Annotated in this window: 14 protein-coding genes and 1 tRNA gene; 8 read left to right on the top strand and 7 right to left on the bottom strand. The window is 33.5% G+C overall.

Going from position 1 to position 16877, the window contains the following annotated elements; genetic code table 11:
• Positions 1-91 precede the first annotated feature (91 nt).
• Positions 92-325, top strand: a complete 234-nt coding sequence (locus IW18_RS05885) for a hypothetical protein (RefSeq protein ID WP_041516802.1) — start codon at positions 92-94, stop codon at positions 323-325.
• A gap of 358 nt (positions 326-683) precedes the next feature.
• On the opposite strand, the gene IW18_RS05880 is transcribed toward IW18_RS05885, so the two are convergent.
• Both IW18_RS05880 and IW18_RS05875 read right to left on the bottom strand, forming a co-directional pair.
• A complete protein-coding gene (locus IW18_RS05880) occupies positions 684-1529 on the bottom strand; it encodes a class I SAM-dependent methyltransferase (RefSeq protein ID WP_041516654.1) in 846 nt (281 codons plus the stop codon).
• 307 nt (positions 1530-1836) lie between these two features.
• A tRNA-Leu gene (locus IW18_RS05875) sits at positions 1837-1918 on the bottom strand.
• A 109-nt stretch (positions 1919-2027) separates the two neighbouring features.
• On the opposite strand from IW18_RS05875, the gene IW18_RS05870 reads away from it, so the two are divergent.
• The 4 genes from IW18_RS05870 to IW18_RS05855 all read left to right on the top strand — a co-directional run bounded on the left by IW18_RS05870 (position 2028) and on the right by IW18_RS05855 (position 6115).
• The gene (locus IW18_RS05870) at positions 2028-3416 is read left to right on the top strand and encodes a dipeptidase (RefSeq protein ID WP_041516653.1); all 1389 of its coding nucleotides are present in this window, start codon (positions 2028-2030) and stop codon (positions 3414-3416) included.
• Between the two features lie 322 nt (positions 3417-3738).
• Positions 3739-4161 carry a toxin-antitoxin system YwqK family antitoxin gene (locus tag IW18_RS05865; protein ID WP_041516652.1) on the top strand — a complete coding sequence of 141 codons (423 nt, stop codon included), beginning with the start codon at positions 3739-3741 and terminating at the stop codon, positions 4159-4161.
• A 113-nt stretch (positions 4162-4274) separates the two neighbouring features.
• Entirely contained in the window at positions 4275-4646 is a 372-nt protein-coding gene (locus IW18_RS05860) for a BlaI/MecI/CopY family transcriptional regulator (protein ID WP_041516651.1), read from the top strand.
• A complete protein-coding gene (locus IW18_RS05855) occupies positions 4643-6115 on the top strand; it encodes a M56 family metallopeptidase (protein WP_041516650.1) in 1473 nt (490 codons plus the stop codon). Before IW18_RS05860 ends, IW18_RS05855 begins: the two co-directional genes overlap by 4 nt.
• Positions 6116-6206: 91 nt before the next feature.
• Here IW18_RS05855 and IW18_RS05850 read toward each other — a convergent pair whose 3' ends face one another.
• Positions 6207-7571, bottom strand: a complete 1365-nt coding sequence (locus IW18_RS05850; RefSeq protein WP_041516649.1) for a saccharopine dehydrogenase family protein — start codon at positions 7569-7571, stop codon at positions 6207-6209.
• Between the two features lie 190 nt (positions 7572-7761).
• On the opposite strand from IW18_RS05850, the gene IW18_RS05845 reads away from it, so the two are divergent.
• Positions 7762-8148 (top strand): DUF423 domain-containing protein, encoded by a 387-nt coding sequence (locus tag IW18_RS05845; protein WP_041516648.1) that lies wholly within the window; start codon positions 7762-7764, stop codon positions 8146-8148.
• 301 nt (positions 8149-8449) lie between these two features.
• The gene (gene pckA / locus IW18_RS05840) at positions 8450-10054 is read left to right on the top strand and encodes a phosphoenolpyruvate carboxykinase (ATP) (protein ID WP_041516647.1); all 1605 of its coding nucleotides are present in this window, start codon (positions 8450-8452) and stop codon (positions 10052-10054) included.
• A 190-nt stretch (positions 10055-10244) separates the two neighbouring features.
• Here pckA and IW18_RS05835 read toward each other — a convergent pair whose 3' ends face one another.
• Both IW18_RS05835 and IW18_RS05830 read right to left on the bottom strand, forming a co-directional pair.
• Positions 10245-11303 (bottom strand): phytase, encoded by a 1059-nt coding sequence (locus IW18_RS05835; RefSeq protein ID WP_041516646.1) that lies wholly within the window; start codon positions 11301-11303, stop codon positions 10245-10247.
• A 73-nt stretch (positions 11304-11376) separates the two neighbouring features.
• Positions 11377-14187, bottom strand: coding sequence for a TonB-dependent receptor (locus IW18_RS05830; protein ID WP_041516645.1), 2811 nt, complete (start codon positions 14185-14187; stop codon positions 11377-11379).
• A 238-nt stretch (positions 14188-14425) separates the two neighbouring features.
• Between IW18_RS05830 and IW18_RS05825 the strand changes: the two genes are divergently transcribed.
• The gene (locus tag IW18_RS05825) at positions 14426-15526 is read left to right on the top strand and encodes a DUF4407 domain-containing protein (protein WP_041516644.1); all 1101 of its coding nucleotides are present in this window, start codon (positions 14426-14428) and stop codon (positions 15524-15526) included.
• Positions 15527-15666: 140 nt separating this feature from the next.
• Here IW18_RS05825 and IW18_RS05820 read toward each other — a convergent pair whose 3' ends face one another.
• Together IW18_RS05820 and IW18_RS05815 are read right to left on the bottom strand one after the other, a co-directional pair.
• A complete protein-coding gene (locus IW18_RS05820) occupies positions 15667-16383 on the bottom strand; it encodes a PH domain-containing protein (protein ID WP_041516643.1) in 717 nt (238 codons plus the stop codon).
• Positions 16384-16503: 120 nt separating this feature from the next.
• Positions 16504-16872 carry an MmcQ/YjbR family DNA-binding protein gene (locus IW18_RS05815; RefSeq protein WP_041516642.1) on the bottom strand — a complete coding sequence of 123 codons (369 nt, stop codon included), beginning with the start codon at positions 16870-16872 and terminating at the stop codon, positions 16504-16506.
• Positions 16873-16877: the final 5 nt, after the last annotated feature.

Raw genomic sequence — 16877 nt, 5'->3', positions numbered from 1 at the left:
ATAAGAAAAAAATAATTAGAGTTGAACGCATATATGAGTTCAAATGAAAATAAATTCTGAGGATTTTTGGAATAATTTAAATTTAAAAATTATGGACAAAAATCATTTTTCAAAAGAAGTTGAAATTAGACTAAAAGAGTTTTTTACAAATACAATTGATTCCGATGAAATGGCAAGAGCTATACGGCAAGTAAATTATATTCTTTCCTTAAGTGCCATAAGTGGCTGCGAAACTGTAGAAACCGAATTCAACAATCTCGAAGATAATTTTTATTGGCTCAATAAATTAGCCGAAGTTTTAGATCCTTATTTAGATGTTGATTAATAAAGATTTTTTACGCCTGGTTTGTCATTTCTACCAAAGGGAGAAATCACACACGAAACTCCGCACAGAATGTTGCCAATCTTTGTCGAATTACTTGTGTGATTTCTCCCTTTGGTCGAAATGACAATATTGGGGTTGCATTGTGTTTCAAGGGATTAAAATCCCTAGCTACAAAATGAATCATTCCTCCGGAATTTTATAAAGCGTTCCGTCGGAACAAAATATATTGTAGGGATGGATTTTAATCCATTCTACGCATTTAAGAATGACAAGATTGGGGTTGCTTTGTTTTTTAATGGATATTCCGTCCTGAAGTTTAGGGATCGGAATTAATCCATTTTTCGTTTAGATGAATTGTTTATTTTTCACCATAAATTACAAGCGCATCTCCATCTATTATTACATTTCCTTCAGGGTATCTTTCATTGATTAAATTGTAAACTTCGTGTTTTATTTTTTCTTTCATGGCGTCATCAGCATTGCTGAGAGCGGCAACAAAAGGCGCTGCAATTTCGGTCATCATGTTCCAGTAAACATCGGTTGTTCCGCAGTTTAATTTACCAATTACTTCTTTTTCAGAAATGTGTTTAAAACCAGCCTGACTAAAAATATCCATCATTAAGCCGGGTCTTGAACAACGAAACATTCCGGGAGCTTCGGGTGCAGTTGGTGGTAATTGCATGTTTCTGTTAATGGTTCCGCCAATTGCTGTTACCCAGAAATTTTTCTCGGGCACACTCCAAACGGCAATTGCAATTTTTCCACCAGATTTTAAAACCCGAAACATTTCCTTAGCGGCCAAAAGCATATCGGGAAAAAACATAAAGCCCATTCGGCAACTAATAGCGTCGAATGTGTTGTCAGGAAAAGGAAGCTCGCTTACATCGCAAGCATGAAATTCAACATTTGATACTTCTTTTCTAATCGCATTTTCACGAGCTATTGTAAGCATATCGTGTGCAAGGTCTGTAATAACTACTTTTCCGCCTGAAAGCATTGATGCAATACTCAAGCCGGGTTCGCCGGTTCCAGCGGCAACATCTAGAATTACCTCTGAACCTTTAGGATTTATGAGGGCAATAATTTCATTGGCAAAAGGTTGCATAAAGTTTAGAATTTCAAAATCCCATTTTTTCCAACCAGGCGAGAATTTATTCCAGGCCGCTTTCTGCTGCTCACGAATTTCTTGAAGTTGTGGTTCCATTTGATTTGTTTTTTAAATGAAAAACTTAATTTGAATAAGCAGCATTATTAAAATGATAGCTGCTAACTTTTAAAACCGAAACAAAATTTTGAAAATCGGTCTCCACGTAGGTAAATAGGCGAAGTTGTTGTAGTGTTTTTGAGCTTATCAAAGTTAAGGAAGAAATCTTTAAAATGGTAATCGTTTTTATTGTATTTATTTGATTTGCAATTGATTGATGTGTTTTTTGTTCGAAAGAAGACTTGGAATAAACCTCAGAAGTGTATAAAACAAAAAAGCTTCTGATTTCTCAGAAGCTTTTTTTTAGTGCGGATAATAGGACTCGAACCTACACGCCTTGCGGCACCAGATCCTAAGTCTGGCATGTCTACCAATTTCACCATATCCGCTCAATTGTGGGTGCAAAGATAAACATAACTTCTAGATTTCAAAACATTTTTTCAAAAAAAATATTAATTCTCTTTTTTGTATTTTTGAGCTTCTATAAAAATAATTTAAATGGAAAATATTAAGTCATACGTTCAACAACATAAAGATCGGTTTATCAATGAATTGATCGAATTATTGAAAATTCCGTCGGTAAGTGCCGACACTGCATATTCGCAAGATGTGATCGATACTGCAGAAGCTGTTAAGGAAAGTTTAACAAAAGCAGGCTGTGATTTTGTCGAAATTTGCGATACTCCGGGTTATCCAATCATTTATGGAGAGAAAATAATCGACCCAAATTTACCAACAGTTCTAGTTTACGGACATTATGATGTTCAACCACCAGATCCTATCGAATTATGGACATCACCACCATTCGAACCCGTAATTAAAAAAACCGAAATTCACCCCGAAGGCGCAATCTTTGCTCGTGGTGCTTGCGACGACAAAGGTCAAATGTACATGCACGTAAAAGCGCTAGAATATATGGTGCAAACCAATAATTTGCCTTGTAACGTAAAATTCATGATCGAGGGCGAAGAAGAAGTAGGTTCGGCAAGTTTGGCTTGGTTTGTAGAACGCAACCAAGAGAAACTAAAAAATGACGTAATTTTAATTTCAGATACAGGAATGATTTCTAACCAACAACCATCGATCACGACAGGTTTGCGTGGTTTGAGTTATGTTGAGGTTGAGGTAACGGGTCCAAATCGTGATTTGCATTCAGGATTATACGGTGGAGCAGTAGCGAACCCAATTAATGTTTTGGCAAAAATGATCGCTTCTTTGCATGACGAAGACAATCATATTACCATTCCAGGTTTCTACGATAAAGTACAAGAATTATCTGCAGAGGAAAGAGCCGAAATGGCAAAAGCACCTTTCAGCTTAGAAAAATATAAAAAAGCCTTAGACCTAAACGATGTTTATGGAGAAAAAGGATATGTTACCAACGAGCGCAACTCAATTCGTCCAACATTAGACGTTAACGGAATTTGGGGCGGATATCAAGGTGAAGGAGCAAAAACGGTTATTGCTAGCAAAGCTTTTGCTAAGATTTCTATGCGTTTGGTTCCAAATCAAGATTGGCATGAAATTACAGAACTTTTTACAAAACATTTCACAAGCATTGCTCCATCTGGAGTTACTGTAAAAGTAACGCCACATCATGGAGGACAAGGTTATGTTACGCCAATTGACAGCATTGGATATCAGGCAGCAAACAAAGCGTATACAGAAACGTTTGGAGTTCCTGCAATTCCTGTTCGTTCAGGAGGAAGTATTCCAATTGTAGCTTTGTTTGAAAAAGAATTAAAAAGCAAAACCATTTTAATGGGCTTCGGGTTGGATAGTGATGCAATTCACTCGCCAAACGAGCACTTTGGAATCTTCAATTACCTAAAAGGAATCGAAACCATTCCGTTGTTTTACAAATATTTTGTAGAGCTTTCTAAGTAAATTCAATTATCCTAACAGGTTTTTAGAGTCTGTTAGGTATAAAAATACAATCCGTTTATTCTTTAAGAATAAGCGGATTTTTTTTTGGAGTTTGGAGTTTATCTAAGCCAATTTTTTCGTATTCTTTGTAAACTCCAACTGAAGCTGGAGCCTATTCAGAACCTTTGTTCCTTTGTCTCTCTGCACCTTTGAACCTAAAAAAAGCTCAGAACCTTAACGACTTAGCCTCTCAGCAACTTTTTTTTAAATTCTCTTGGTTATTAAAAATTAACCTCTACATTTGTAGAGCAACATCTATAACTGTAGAGTTAATTCGGAAAATATGAAAAACCTTCTTTTACTATTTTTTTGCGGAATCATGCTTTTGAGTTGTAAAAGCAAACCCATCAATCAAAAGATTGATAAGAAAAGAGAAGGGGTCTGGATTGATAATTATACTCAGGATAGTACGAATTATAAATCATTCGAGTATTATAAACACGATGAACCTGTAAAAAAGTGGAAATCCTATATTAATGGAAAAATCTACAAAACAGAGAAGTATAAGAGCGGATATTGTATAGTTAAATTCTATTATGAAAACGGAAAAGTACAATCTAAAGGAAAAACAAAGACAGAAGGAGATTCGAAAGAAATGCATTGGTTTTATGTTGGAGATTGGAAATTTTACTCTGATAAAGGAAAATTAACTGAAATTAAAAACTATAACAATGGAAATTTGATTTCAGTAAAAGCAATGCAATAGAACATAGATTTTTAAAGAATTAGGATTAATCATCTTAATCAGTCGCAAAAAAAAACTCAGTAACTTAGTAACTCAGTCCCGAGACTTCGGGATAGTATCTTAAAAATAAGAATATGCAATTATCAAACTCAGAAGAGCAATTAATGGAACATCTTTGGAGGCTTGAAAAAGCTTTTATGAAAGATTTGCTCGAAGCCTATCCAGAACCAAAGCCTGCAACAACAACAGTTGCAACGCTTTTGAAGAGAATGATCGATAAGAAATTTGTGGCTTATAATGAATTCGGGAATTCTCGCGAATATTACCCGTTGGTTAAAAAAACGACCTATTTCTCTAAACATGTAAACGGATTAATTAGTAGTTTCTTTAATAATTCGGCATCGCAATTTGCTTCTTTTTTTACTACCGAAACCAATTTGTCAACTTCGGAATTAGAAGAGCTCAAGAAAATTATTGATTCAGAAATTCAAAAAAAGAAAAAATGACAGACTTTCTTATTAAATCGACCATCGCATTGTGTGTGCTTCTAGGAGCTTACTATTTGTTTTTAGAAAAAGAAAAATTTCATCAATTTAATAGGTTTTTCTTGTTAGCTAGTTTGGTAATTTCGTTTGTAATTCCATTTGTTACAATCGAAATAATACAACAAATATCTGCTGTTGCCAATAATAGTGTAGTGATTCCAGAGCAGGTAACGACGAATGTAGTAGTCGAAAAAACTTCAATTTTTATCATTATTGGTTGGTTTTTATATGGAGTAGTCACAACAGCTTTACTTTTTAGGTTTGTGAATAATCTATATAAAATGATAAAAAAAGCAAAAACGGGTACTAAAATAAAACACCAAAATGCAACATTGATTTTGCTGAAAGAGCAAACACTACCGTATACTTTTTTGAATTTTATTTTTATAAATGAAAATGAGTACGAAAGTAATAAAATAGAGCCGGAATTATTTACGCATGAATTAATTCATGTTAATCAAAAGCATTCACTTGATGTTTTGTTGATTGAAGTGATCAAAACTATTTTTTGGTTCAATCCAGTTTTTGTTTTTTATAAAAAAGCAATACAACTCAATCACGAATTTCTTGCTGATGAAAAAGTTGTAAAATCATATAACAATGTTTCGTTTTACCAGAATTTATTATTGTCCAAAGCGAATCAAAATCCGATATATTACTTGGCCAGTAATTTAAACTATTCTGTAACTAAAAAAAGATTAATTATGATGACAACCACCACATCACCATCAAGAGGATTGCTTAAAAAATCTATTCTCTTGCCATTATTAACTGGACTTGTATATTTTTTATGTACAAAAACAGTTGCTCAGGAAGTGCAAACTAAAACAGCCGGAAGTAAAGAGGCTGTTAAAAAAGATAGTAAAATTGGGTCTTATTATGATAAGACGACTTTTAAAATTAAAGATGAAAAAGGAAAAGTGGTAACAGAGAAAAAATACAAAGACCTTACTGCTGCAGAACAGAAAGCAGTGCCAAATTTATTTGAGGGAGTAAAATTTCCTGCGACTAAAGAAGAAATTGACGCAAAACTTGAAAAAGGTGGGCCGGAAACTGTAGAAATTGATTTATATGACCCAAAAAATCAAAAAATAAAAAAAACAGAGGGAACTATTTATAAAACAAATGATTTAACGGAAGATCCTAGTTACCCTGGAGGAATTGAGCAATTCTATAAATTTATTGGTCAAAATTTTAAAGTGCCTGTAACACCAGCAGATGTAAAGTTGAAAGGAAGAGTTTATATCACTTTTGTGATTGAAAAAGATGGCGCTCTATCTGATTTTAAAATGCTAAGAGATATTGGTTATGGAACAGGTGATGAAGCACTTAGGGTATTGAAACTTTGTCCAAATTGGATACCGGGAAAAGTAAATGGTGAACCTGTTGCTACAATGTATAGTTTACCAATTACAATTCAGGCTCCGTAATAAAATAAAAAAAATCCGCTTCTAGATTCTAGAAGCGGATAAATTAAAAACTAAAAAAAAAAATTCTAAAAAACTAACTAATCAGCTGACTCTAAAACAAGTCAGGATTATATCCAAAATAAGGCATGGTTTGTTCGTTAAAAACAACACCATATTCTTCTAACTCCTTTAAAATAGGTAAATACACTTCTTTTTTTATAGGAAGTTGTACGCCTGGAGTTGTAATTTTTCCATTCAAAATCAATAAAGTTGCCATAGCAACAGGAAGTCCAACTGTTTTTGCCATTGCAGTATAAGTTTGATCTTCGCCAATGCAAACCATTTTTGAATCGATTTGCTTTTTTTCTCCATTTAATTCAAAACCAAATTTATGATACATCACAATCATATCTTTGTCGTTGGGTTCTAATGACCAACTATCTGAGAGTATTTTTTCTAAAATTTGAGCAGGAGTAGCGTTAGGCAGATTTACTTTTTTGTTGGGGTTAAACAAATCTAACTCTAGGAGTTTGTCCCACATAATATCGTCCTGATCAATTTTTAAAATCAAGCGTGTTTTAATTTCAACAGAATCCGTTGGATGATATGGTAAAAATGAATTTACAAATTGGCGGTAACTCATATTTTCTGAGTCTTCCATAATATAACTGTCATCCGTCATTCCAAGTTGTACAAACATATTCCAAGCCTTAGAAAAGCCAACTCTTCTAATGGTTCCTCTGTATAAAGTCAAAATATCATCCAGACCATAAATAGAACGATATTTTAGAGAATCTCTGTTTGAATATGCCTCGAATTTTCCGTAATCTTCAACTTCAAGAAATTCAGTTCTGCGAAATAAAGTTCCGTACGGAATGTATTTGTAAGCACCTTCCTGAATAAATTTTGCAGCTCCGCCTTGCCCAGCCAAAACAACATTTCGAGGAGCCCAGGTAAATTTATAATTCCATAAGTTATTATCAGATTCCGGAGCAACTAAACCTCCGCAAAATGATTCAAAAAGTAACATTTTGCCACCTTTTGCTCTTATTTCGTCAATAACTTTCATGGCACTCATATGATCGATTCCGGGATCAAGCCCAATTTCGTTCATAAAAATTAAATTATTGTTTTTGACATCTTCATTCAATGCCTGCATCGCATCACTTATATAAGATGCTGTTACAAGATTTTTTTTGAATAAAAGGCAGTCTTTAGCAATTTCAATATGCAAGTGAGCAGGCAACATCGAGATTACGATAGAAGCTTTTTCGATTGCCGATTTTCTTTCGTCGGCATCAAAAATATTTAAAGCTATTGGAGTGGCGTTAGGATGGTTTTGAGTCTTTTTTTCGGCCAATGCCAAAGAGAGATCAGCTACAATAAGATGTAGGTTTTCGCTCTCTGATTTAGATAATAAATATCGTATCAATGACGATGCAGATCTTCCGGCTCCAATTATTAAAACGCTTCTCATATTTTAAATATATAACACAAATATATTAAATTGTTATATATGTAACAATTTTAATTTGCTAAAAATACAGTATTTTTTATTTTGATGCTAAAATATAGCAGATTTCCCTTTATGAAAATATTTTTAGCAACTAAAAAGCTTTTTAATTTACATTGAAGTATTTTTGTGTAAAATTTAATGCATAGAAAATATGAAAAGAAGAATTGTTTTGACAGGAGCTTTTATCGGAATGTTGGCTATTATTTTAGGCGCATTTGGAGCACATTTGTTGAAGAGATACTTATCTGTAGACGAATTAAATACTTTTGAAGTTGGAGTTCGTTACCAAATGTACCATGCTTTCTTTTTATTTTTTCTTTCTACAAGAAAAGACATTGCCGAAAAAACCTTAAAAACAATCTATAATTTAGTTGTAGCTGGCGTACTTCTTTTTAGTGGTTCAATCTATTTATTGGCAACAAAAAGTATGACCTTATTTGATTTTAAAATTATTGTATTCGCAACTCCTTTAGGTGGTTTTTTGCTAATTATTGCTTGGGCAGTATTATTCTTTACGATTTTGAAGAGAAAATCATAAAATCAAGAATAAAAAATTCTATCTAAAAATTAATCTTTAATTTTGTCTCATAAATAACATATAATTGTATTTATGTGAGTTTATTTTGTTTTTTACTTTAATGAGTAAATAATATAACAAATTCATTAAGTGGATTATAGAAAATCAAATTTGAAGCGGTTATTTTTTTGTTTTATTAATTTTGAAGGTTAAAAATTGCTTTATTGATATAAATAAAAGTGAAATTTAATTTTTTTTACGGGATTAATAATAAATTCTATAATTTTGCTTTCTATTAAATATCACACACAACTTAAAATTTATGGACACTAACACACTTTTCTCGCAATCGATTTCGTTGAAAGAACTAGGAATTGAAAATGCAAAAGTTCGCTACCAATTATCGGCAGATGAATTGCATGCGATCACTTTGCAATTAGGCCAAGGTGTTGAGAACTCGACGGGAGCATTAGCAATCAATACGGGTGAATTTACGGGACGTTCTCCACAGGATCGTTTTATTGTTAGAGACAGTATTACTGAGGATCAAGTTTGGTGGGGAAATGTCAATATTCCATTTTCATCTGATGCTTTTGAGAAATTATATAATAAGGTAACTCAGTTTTTATCAAATAAAGAAGTTTTTGTTCGTGATGCTTATGTTTGTTCTGATCCAAATTATAGATTGAATGTTCGTGTTGTAACAGAAACTGCTTGGTCAAACTTGTTTTGCTACAATATGTTTTTACGACCAGAAGATTCTGAGTTGGCAAATTTTACACCAGAATGGACTGTAGTTTGTGCGCCAAGTTTTATGGCAGATCCAGCTGTAGACGGAACGCGTCAGTCTAATTTTGCGATTTTAGATTTTACTAAAAAAATTGCTCTTATTGGAGGGACGGGCTATACTGGCGAAATGAAAAAAGGAATTTTCTCTGCATTAAATTTCATTTTACCGGTTTTCAAAAATGCTTTACCAATGCACTGTAGTGCCAATGTTGGAGAAGAAGGAGACACAGCAATTTTCTTTGGTTTATCTGGAACAGGAAAAACAACTTTATCAGCAGATCCGGAACGTAAGTTAATTGGTGACGATGAGCACGGTTGGACTGCAGAAAATACCGTTTTTAACTTTGAAGGTGGTTGTTATGCAAAAGTAATTAACTTAACCGAAGAGAATGAGCCAGACATTTTTAGAGCAATTAAAAAAGGAGCTCTATTAGAGAATGTGGTTTTTAAACCGGGAACTAACGAAGTAGATTATGACGATGTTTCGATCACTCAAAATACTCGTGTAAGTTACCCAATTACACATATCGATAATATTCAACCAGGATCTATTGGACATAATCCAAAAAATATATTTTTCTTAACGGCAGATTCTTTCGGAATTTTGCCTCCAATTTCAAAACTGACTCCAGGACAAGCTGCTTACTATTTTATTTCAGGATATACAGCAAAAGTTGCAGGAACTGAAGCAGGAATTACAGAACCACAACCTAATTTTTCGGCTTGTTTTGGAGCGCCATTTATGCCATTACATCCTACACGTTATGCTGAAATGCTAACTCAAAAAATGGAAGAAGCAGGTGTAAAAGTTTGGTTAATCAACACAGGTTGGACTGGTGGTGCTTATGGTACAGGAAGTCGTATGAAGTTGAAATATACTCGTGCAATGATTACTGCGGCATTAAAAGGAGAATTGGATAATGTAGAATTTAAAAATCATAAAGTATTTGGAATTGCACAACCAGAAAGTTGTCCAAATGTTCCAACTGAAATCTTAGATCCAAGAAATACTTGGGAAGACAAAGATTTATATGATAAAAAAGCAATCGAATTAGCGCAAAAATTCAAAGCTAATTTTGCCAAATTTGAAGAGTTTGCAAACGCTGAAATCTTAGCGGGAGCACCAATTACAGAATAAGGAAGATTATAATTCAAACTAAAAAAAAGCTGTTCGTTATGAACAGCTTTTTTTGTTTAGTTTTCAGTCTCAGTCTCAGTCTCAGTCTCAGTCTCAGTCTCAGTCTCAGTTTACAGTGGCAGTATTCAGTCTCACTATTCAGTTGGGAAACTGCGACTGCGACTGAATACTGTGACTGAAAACTGAAAACTTACTTCTTAACGTCGTCAATACGTTTTTGCATTAAATCCCAAGCGTAGTAGTGAAAAGTCATTCCGTTGCTCATGGCTACAAAAAGTCCATTTTTAAAATTTCCGCCTAAATTAACATTCGTTACGTCGGCACCATCACATTCAATTGTCGAAGTTGGAATTTCTGCCAATAAAGGATAATTGTTTGGATTTCCGTTTGCACCTTCTCTCGGATAAACCATAAAAGTATTTGCTTGCTGATTTGAAACCAAAATATAACCAGTAGAATCTGTTTTTTTGTAAATCGCAATTCCTTCGTTATCTGCTTTGAAACCTGTTTTCCCAAAAAGAGCTAATTCTTTGTTGTCATTTAAAGCAGGGTCAGCTTGGTATTTTCTAATTCCAAATTGTTCGTCGCAATACAAAACAGTTCCTAATTCGTTATCAACAGCAATTGCCTCGATTTCTTTTTTTCCGCTATAAGCACCAAATTTTCGAACAACTTTTGCTGTTGCAAATTTTCCGTTTCCAGTAAGTTCATATTGCCATAAATAACTTCCAGAAGGACCAGATTTTCTTCCCACAATAGCAAAAATCTTTTTATCACTTGGACGTGTGTACAAAGCAATTCCCATTGGGTCGCGTAATGCTTCGCCTTCAAAAACGGGAATTCCACCGTTGTCAATTGCTTTTAAATCAGGTAAACTAAAGATTCTTATTTTATTAGACTCACGTTCTGTAGTTACAGCAACGTCTACTTTTTTTCCGTCGATGATTAATCCGTAAGCGATGTCAACATTATTTGGACGTTTTAAAACTTCTGATTTTTTGATTATTTTTCCCTTTAAGTCAAAAGCATACAAAGCGCCATCAGTATCTTTATCTGTACCAACAACAATACTTTTTGAAGGATCTGTTGGGTGAATCCATATTGAAGGGTCATCTGTATCATGAGGTAAAGCTTCTGTAACTACTGTTGGTTTTACTGCGTTTGGTGCAACGGGTGCTAATTTATCATTTTTACAAGCAGTGAATAAAATACTTGAAAGTAAAAAAGTGATGATGAATTTATTTTTCATTTGATATTTATTTGAATAAAATTAGACAGAACCGTGAAGTTCTGTCTAATGTAAGAATTTTATAAGTTAGTTATTACAAGTCAAGCTTCAAACCTAAATTGAAACGAGCTTGATAATATTCAGCTTGTTTAGTGTGCGCCGTAACTCCTTGGTAGTAACGTAAAGGTTGATTTGTTAAGTTATTAGCTTCAGCAAAAACGCGTAATTGTTTTGTAATTTTGAAAGAAGCATTTGCATCTAAGAAAAATTGTTTGTCATAATAACTGTCTTTGTATGATTCTGAACCTAATTCATCTAAATAATCTGAAGTGAAATTAGTTGAAATTCTTGCAGAGAAACGTTTGTTTTCCCAAGATAAAGATCCGTTAAACATATGAGGCGTTGTTCCCGGAAGACTAATGTTGTTTCTTTCGTTTCCATCTTCATCCGCAATTCCTTTAGCTTTTGATTTTGTGTAAGTATAATTCAAATAGATACCAAATCCTTTTAAGAATTTCCCTGGAAGGAAATCTAACTGACGTTGAAAAGCAACTTCAAAACCGTAAACATCAACCGTATCTCCGTTTCTTGATTGTAAAAACGACCAATTTTCGCCCGCCGGAATTGGATTTGCCTGAGTTGGGAAATCAGCAGCAAATTTTGCAGCATCGTATTGGTTGTCGCTATAGTTATAAATGAAATCATTTAATTTTTTATAGAAAACACCTCCTGAAATTAAACCAACAGATTTAAAATAATTCTCTGCCATGAAATCATAGTTGTATGAATAAGTAGCATTAAGATCTGGATTTCCAGCCGTAATTTCCTTATCGGCAGCAATGTTATTTACATAAGGTGCTAATGCATAGTAGTTTGGTCTTGCTAATGCTGTTGTAACGGCAGCTCTTAAAACTAAATCTTTTGTAGCATTGTATTGCAAAGAGATACTTGGCAATAAGTTTGTATATGAATTTTTAGTGTTGATTTGGCTTTCTAATTCTTCCTCATCTAAAACACGATTTCCAGTATAATCAATATGAGTATTCTCAACACGGAAACCTAAAACCATAGATAATTTGTCGTTAAAATCCTGATCCCATCTTACGTATGCCGCATAAATACTTTCTTTAGCATTATAGTTTACCGCTAAAAATTCGGCAGGGTCAGATGATTTTTTAAATAATGATGCATTGTTCAAATCTAAGCTTCCAAGAAAACTAGCCGATGCAAAACTTCCCGGAACATATTTACTTCCCGGATTAAAGTTTTGTCCATCGTAATAACTTGTTGGAATTTGCGATAACAAAGCTATGTTGTTATTGATTGGTTCGTAAGCGTAGAAATTGTTATCTCTTTCTTTTTCTTTCAATCGAAGTCTAAGACCAGTTCTCAATCTTCCTTTTTCAGAAGGAATAATAGTAAAAGGAAAACGAATATTAACTTTTGCTCCAAATTCGCTTTCGCTAGTTTCATCAGTATTTTCGCTAGCCGATTGAAATTTGAATTTATCTAATGATTCTCCGGTAGTTGTCATTAAAGGAAATCTTGTATCAGATAAATCTTCGGTCATTGTAAGACCTTTTTGGCGATATTCGATATAACGTTCTCCAGGACGGTATTCGCGTGCTTTTGCATAATTTGCAGACCAATCTAAATCTAATGTAGAGTTGATTAAATGTTCTCCTCGAATCGAATAATTCTGAACACGTTGATCTTCTAATCGTCTGTTTTTATCACGATTATTATCGATTCCTCCTTTTGTCTGACGTTTTACGCGACCTGTAAATCCGGTGATTGTTTCGCCATTGTAAATAGGGTTGATATCATCATAAGTCGTTCTAAAACGGTTTTCTCTATCATCTCTCCAATTGTAAATTGCATTGGCAAAAATGGTATTGTTTTCGTCAAATTTGTAATCTAAAGCAACAGAACCACTACGACGAATACGTTGTACGTCGTATTTTCTAATTTCTGAAGCTTGTAAATATTCATTTCCAAATTTATCTTTTACCCATTCGTTTTCGATGTTGTCAGATCCGTAGTTTACGTTATTGTATGATCCGCTAAAAACAGCTCCAAGTTTATTGTCTAAAAAACGATTTCCGTAAACTAATCCTGCTGTGTACGAAGCGTGTTCGCGAATTGGCAAATAACCACCTGCAACTGTTGCAGAAATTCTCTCTCCATTTGGAGTTGCTCTTGTAATTAAATTTACAGAACCTCCAATCGCGTCAGCATCCATATCCGGAGTTAAAGTTTTATTTACTTCGATTGTAGAAATCATATCAGAAGGAATTAAATCCATTTGTACGTTTCTATTATCACCTTCGGCAGACGGAATTCTGTCGCCATTTAAAGTCACAGAGTTTAATGACGGAGCCAAACCACGAATAATAATGTTACGTGCTTCACCCTGATCGTTTTGCATTGTAATACCCGGAACACGTTTTAAAGCATCTCCTACGTTGGCATCTGGAAAACGCCCTACTTGATCTGATGATATTACGTTTCCAATATTTTTGTTATTTTTTTGTTGATTTAATGCTTTTGCCTGACCTTTTAAAATGTCTCCAACAACAACTTCATTCAACTCAGTTCCCGAAGTTTTTAGGGCAAAATCAATTACGTTATTCTTTCCTTGTTCAACTACGATTTCGTGAGTTATTGCATTATATCCAATATATTTTACTTGTACTTGATAAGTTCCGGGATTAATGTTAAGTAATTCGAAACGTCCATTATAATCTGAAACAGTGTATTTGTTTTCACCAACAATTTGAATCATTGCTCCTGGTAAAGGAAGTTTATCATCTACATCTAATACTTTTCCTGAAATTATTGCCTTTTGGGCATAACCGGAGAAGGCTAATAAGAAGAATGTTACTAATAAATAAATTTTTTTCATGGTTCTTAGTGTTTTATTTTGGTTGCGAAACTAGAACCTTAATGTTACTAAAGGAGTTAAAAAAAATTACTATAGTGTTATGATTTTGGCGAACATTAGAAATAGATTAATGTTAAAATAACATTTAATAAAAGCTAAATTTTTATAGACGCAAGTGAAAACAAATCAACTATTTAGATCATAATTAAATATTTGGCGCTAAATTTGCCGTATCAATCACAATCAAAAATCATCAATCATGTTAAAACAATTTTTTATCCTATGTTCTGGTGCAGATCGAGATCTTCTCGAAGGCTGTTCAGAAGGCGAACAAACCAAATATGTTGGTATTGGAGCCACCGTTTTTTTTACTGCAGTTATGGCTTTCTTGGCCAGTGCTTATGCACTTTTTACTGTTTTTGACTCTATTTATCCGGCTTTAATTTTTGGATTTGTTTGGAGTTTGCTCATCTTTAATTTAGACCGATTTATTGTTTCAACGATTAAAAAAAGAGATCGTTTTTTTGATGAATTTCTACAAGCAACGCCGCGAATTATGTTGGCAGTTATTATTGCAATTGTAATTTCGAAACCATTAGAAATTAAAATTTTCGAAAAAGAAATCAATACCGTTTTATTGAAAGAGAAAAACGAAATGGAAATGGCCAACAAAAAGCAAATTGGTACTTATTTCAAAACAGATTTAGATAAAAATAAAGCCGAAATTGCATCTTTGAAAGCTGATATTTTAAAGAAAGAAAAAGAGGTTAACGATTTGTATTCGACTTATATTACCGAAGCCGAAGGAACTACAGGAACTAAAAAACTTGGTAAAGGTCCGGTTTATAAAGAGAAACGCGAAAAACACGATGCTGCTTTAAAAGAATTCGAAACACTGAAAACAGCAAACGAGGCTAAAATTGCGGAAAAAGAAAAAGCAGGCAAACAATTACAAGCCGACTTAGATAAAAAAGTATCGCAAACTCAGCCAATTATTGAAGGTTTTGATGGTTTAATGGCACGTATAAATGCCTTAGACAAATTACCTTGGTTACCATCATTTTTTATCATGTTATTGTTTCTTGCAATTGAAACTTCTCCAATTATTGCAAAGTTATTAGCACCAAAAGGCGAATTCGATTTCAAACAGGAAGAAGCTGAAACGGCTATGAAAGCGACTTTAGCACAAAACAAATACCAACGCGATTTATTAGTGAAAACCAGCGCAGAAATGCATGACAAAGTTTATGCTGATATTGCCGAAGATAAAAGTTTATACGACTTGCAACGCAAAAACGCAAAAGAGTTATTAGAACTGCAATCGAATAGTTTTGTCGAAAAGCAGAAAGCGACTTTATAAGTTGAAAGTCTTAAAATCGAAGGTCGAAAGTCCGAAAGATTAGAAATGAGAAAGCCAGAAATAGAAAATTCTATTCTGGCTTTTTTATTTTATTTCAACGAAAGCTTTAAGACTTTATAACTTTAGACTTTCAGACTAAATTACATGTAACTTAATATTTCTTTTTTATAAGCGTCGTATTCGCCTTGCATGATTAATCCGTTATCAAGCAGTTTTTTATAATTCTGTAACTTGTCGAAAAGTTCATCCTTAGACAAATCACTTAATTTACGATCTCCAGTTGAGGTTGGCGCTGGTTGAATAGGTTCAAAAGTTTCAGTATACGATGGAGAAGTTGCCGGCATAATCTCGGCATAATTAGTTACCTCTTCAGTTTCAACTTCTTCTACATCATCTTCAAGATCGTCTTCCTCTTCAATAGCTTGCGCAGTTTCTACGATTGGTGTTTCGGCAACAATTGGATTTTTTATTAAATCTAATTGTTCTTTAGCATACGTATATATTTTTCGAGCTTGAGTTTTTGGGATATAATCAATAGAAATAGTCAAGTCAGTATTAGTTCCAAACGAAAATTCAGAACCTAAAATGTTTTCTTTAACAAAAGTACTTGTAATATCGTCCCAAGTATAATCAGTAAAATCCATTGAAAGACCCAAGTTTTTAGGTTTGCAAATAATGATACGTTTGTTGGTTAAGATAATGCTATCTGGAAAAACAGTAATTGCTGGTTTTTTTTGAACCGCGATATAACCAATTTCTTCGTTTTTCATCAATAAATCATTGAGTTTCGAAGTGATTTTTTCAATCGCTTTTGGATCCTGTTCTTCGTTCAGAAATTTTTTAAATTGTTCTTTCATGTTTTATAAGTTGCTAATTTACAATCCCGATATTGTCAAGATTGAGTTGCTAAGTTTTTTATCTTACGTTGCAAATGTAATGCCTAATTTTTTAATTGCTCCGCCAGTTCGGTAAAAAATTTATCTCAGGTCAATAATTTCATTCTGAATTTTCTTAGTCAAACTTTTGAAAACCAATTCATATGAATGATCAATCAATTCTTTGATCATAGTATTGGATAAACTCCCATTTAAAGCGACCGTATTCCAATGTACTTTGCTCATATGAAATCCCGGTTTTATTTCGTCATATTCAGCTCTTAGTTCTTGCGCACGTTCCGGATCGCACTTTAAATTGACAGATGGTTCGTTTTTTTCCCATTGCGACAATGAAGATAAAACAAACATTTTTGCGCCAACCTTAAAAACCAAAGTGTCTTCATCAAAAGGAAAATGTTCGCTCACGCCTTTTTTTGAAAGACAATATTCGTAAAATGTTTCTAAATTCATATCAA

Source organism: Flavobacterium hibernum (assembly GCF_000832125.1).
Lineage (GTDB): Bacteria > Bacteroidota > Bacteroidia > Flavobacteriales > Flavobacteriaceae > Flavobacterium > Flavobacterium hibernum.
Note: the sequence above shows the minus strand (reverse complement) of the source record. Positions and strands in the feature narration are given on the sequence as shown.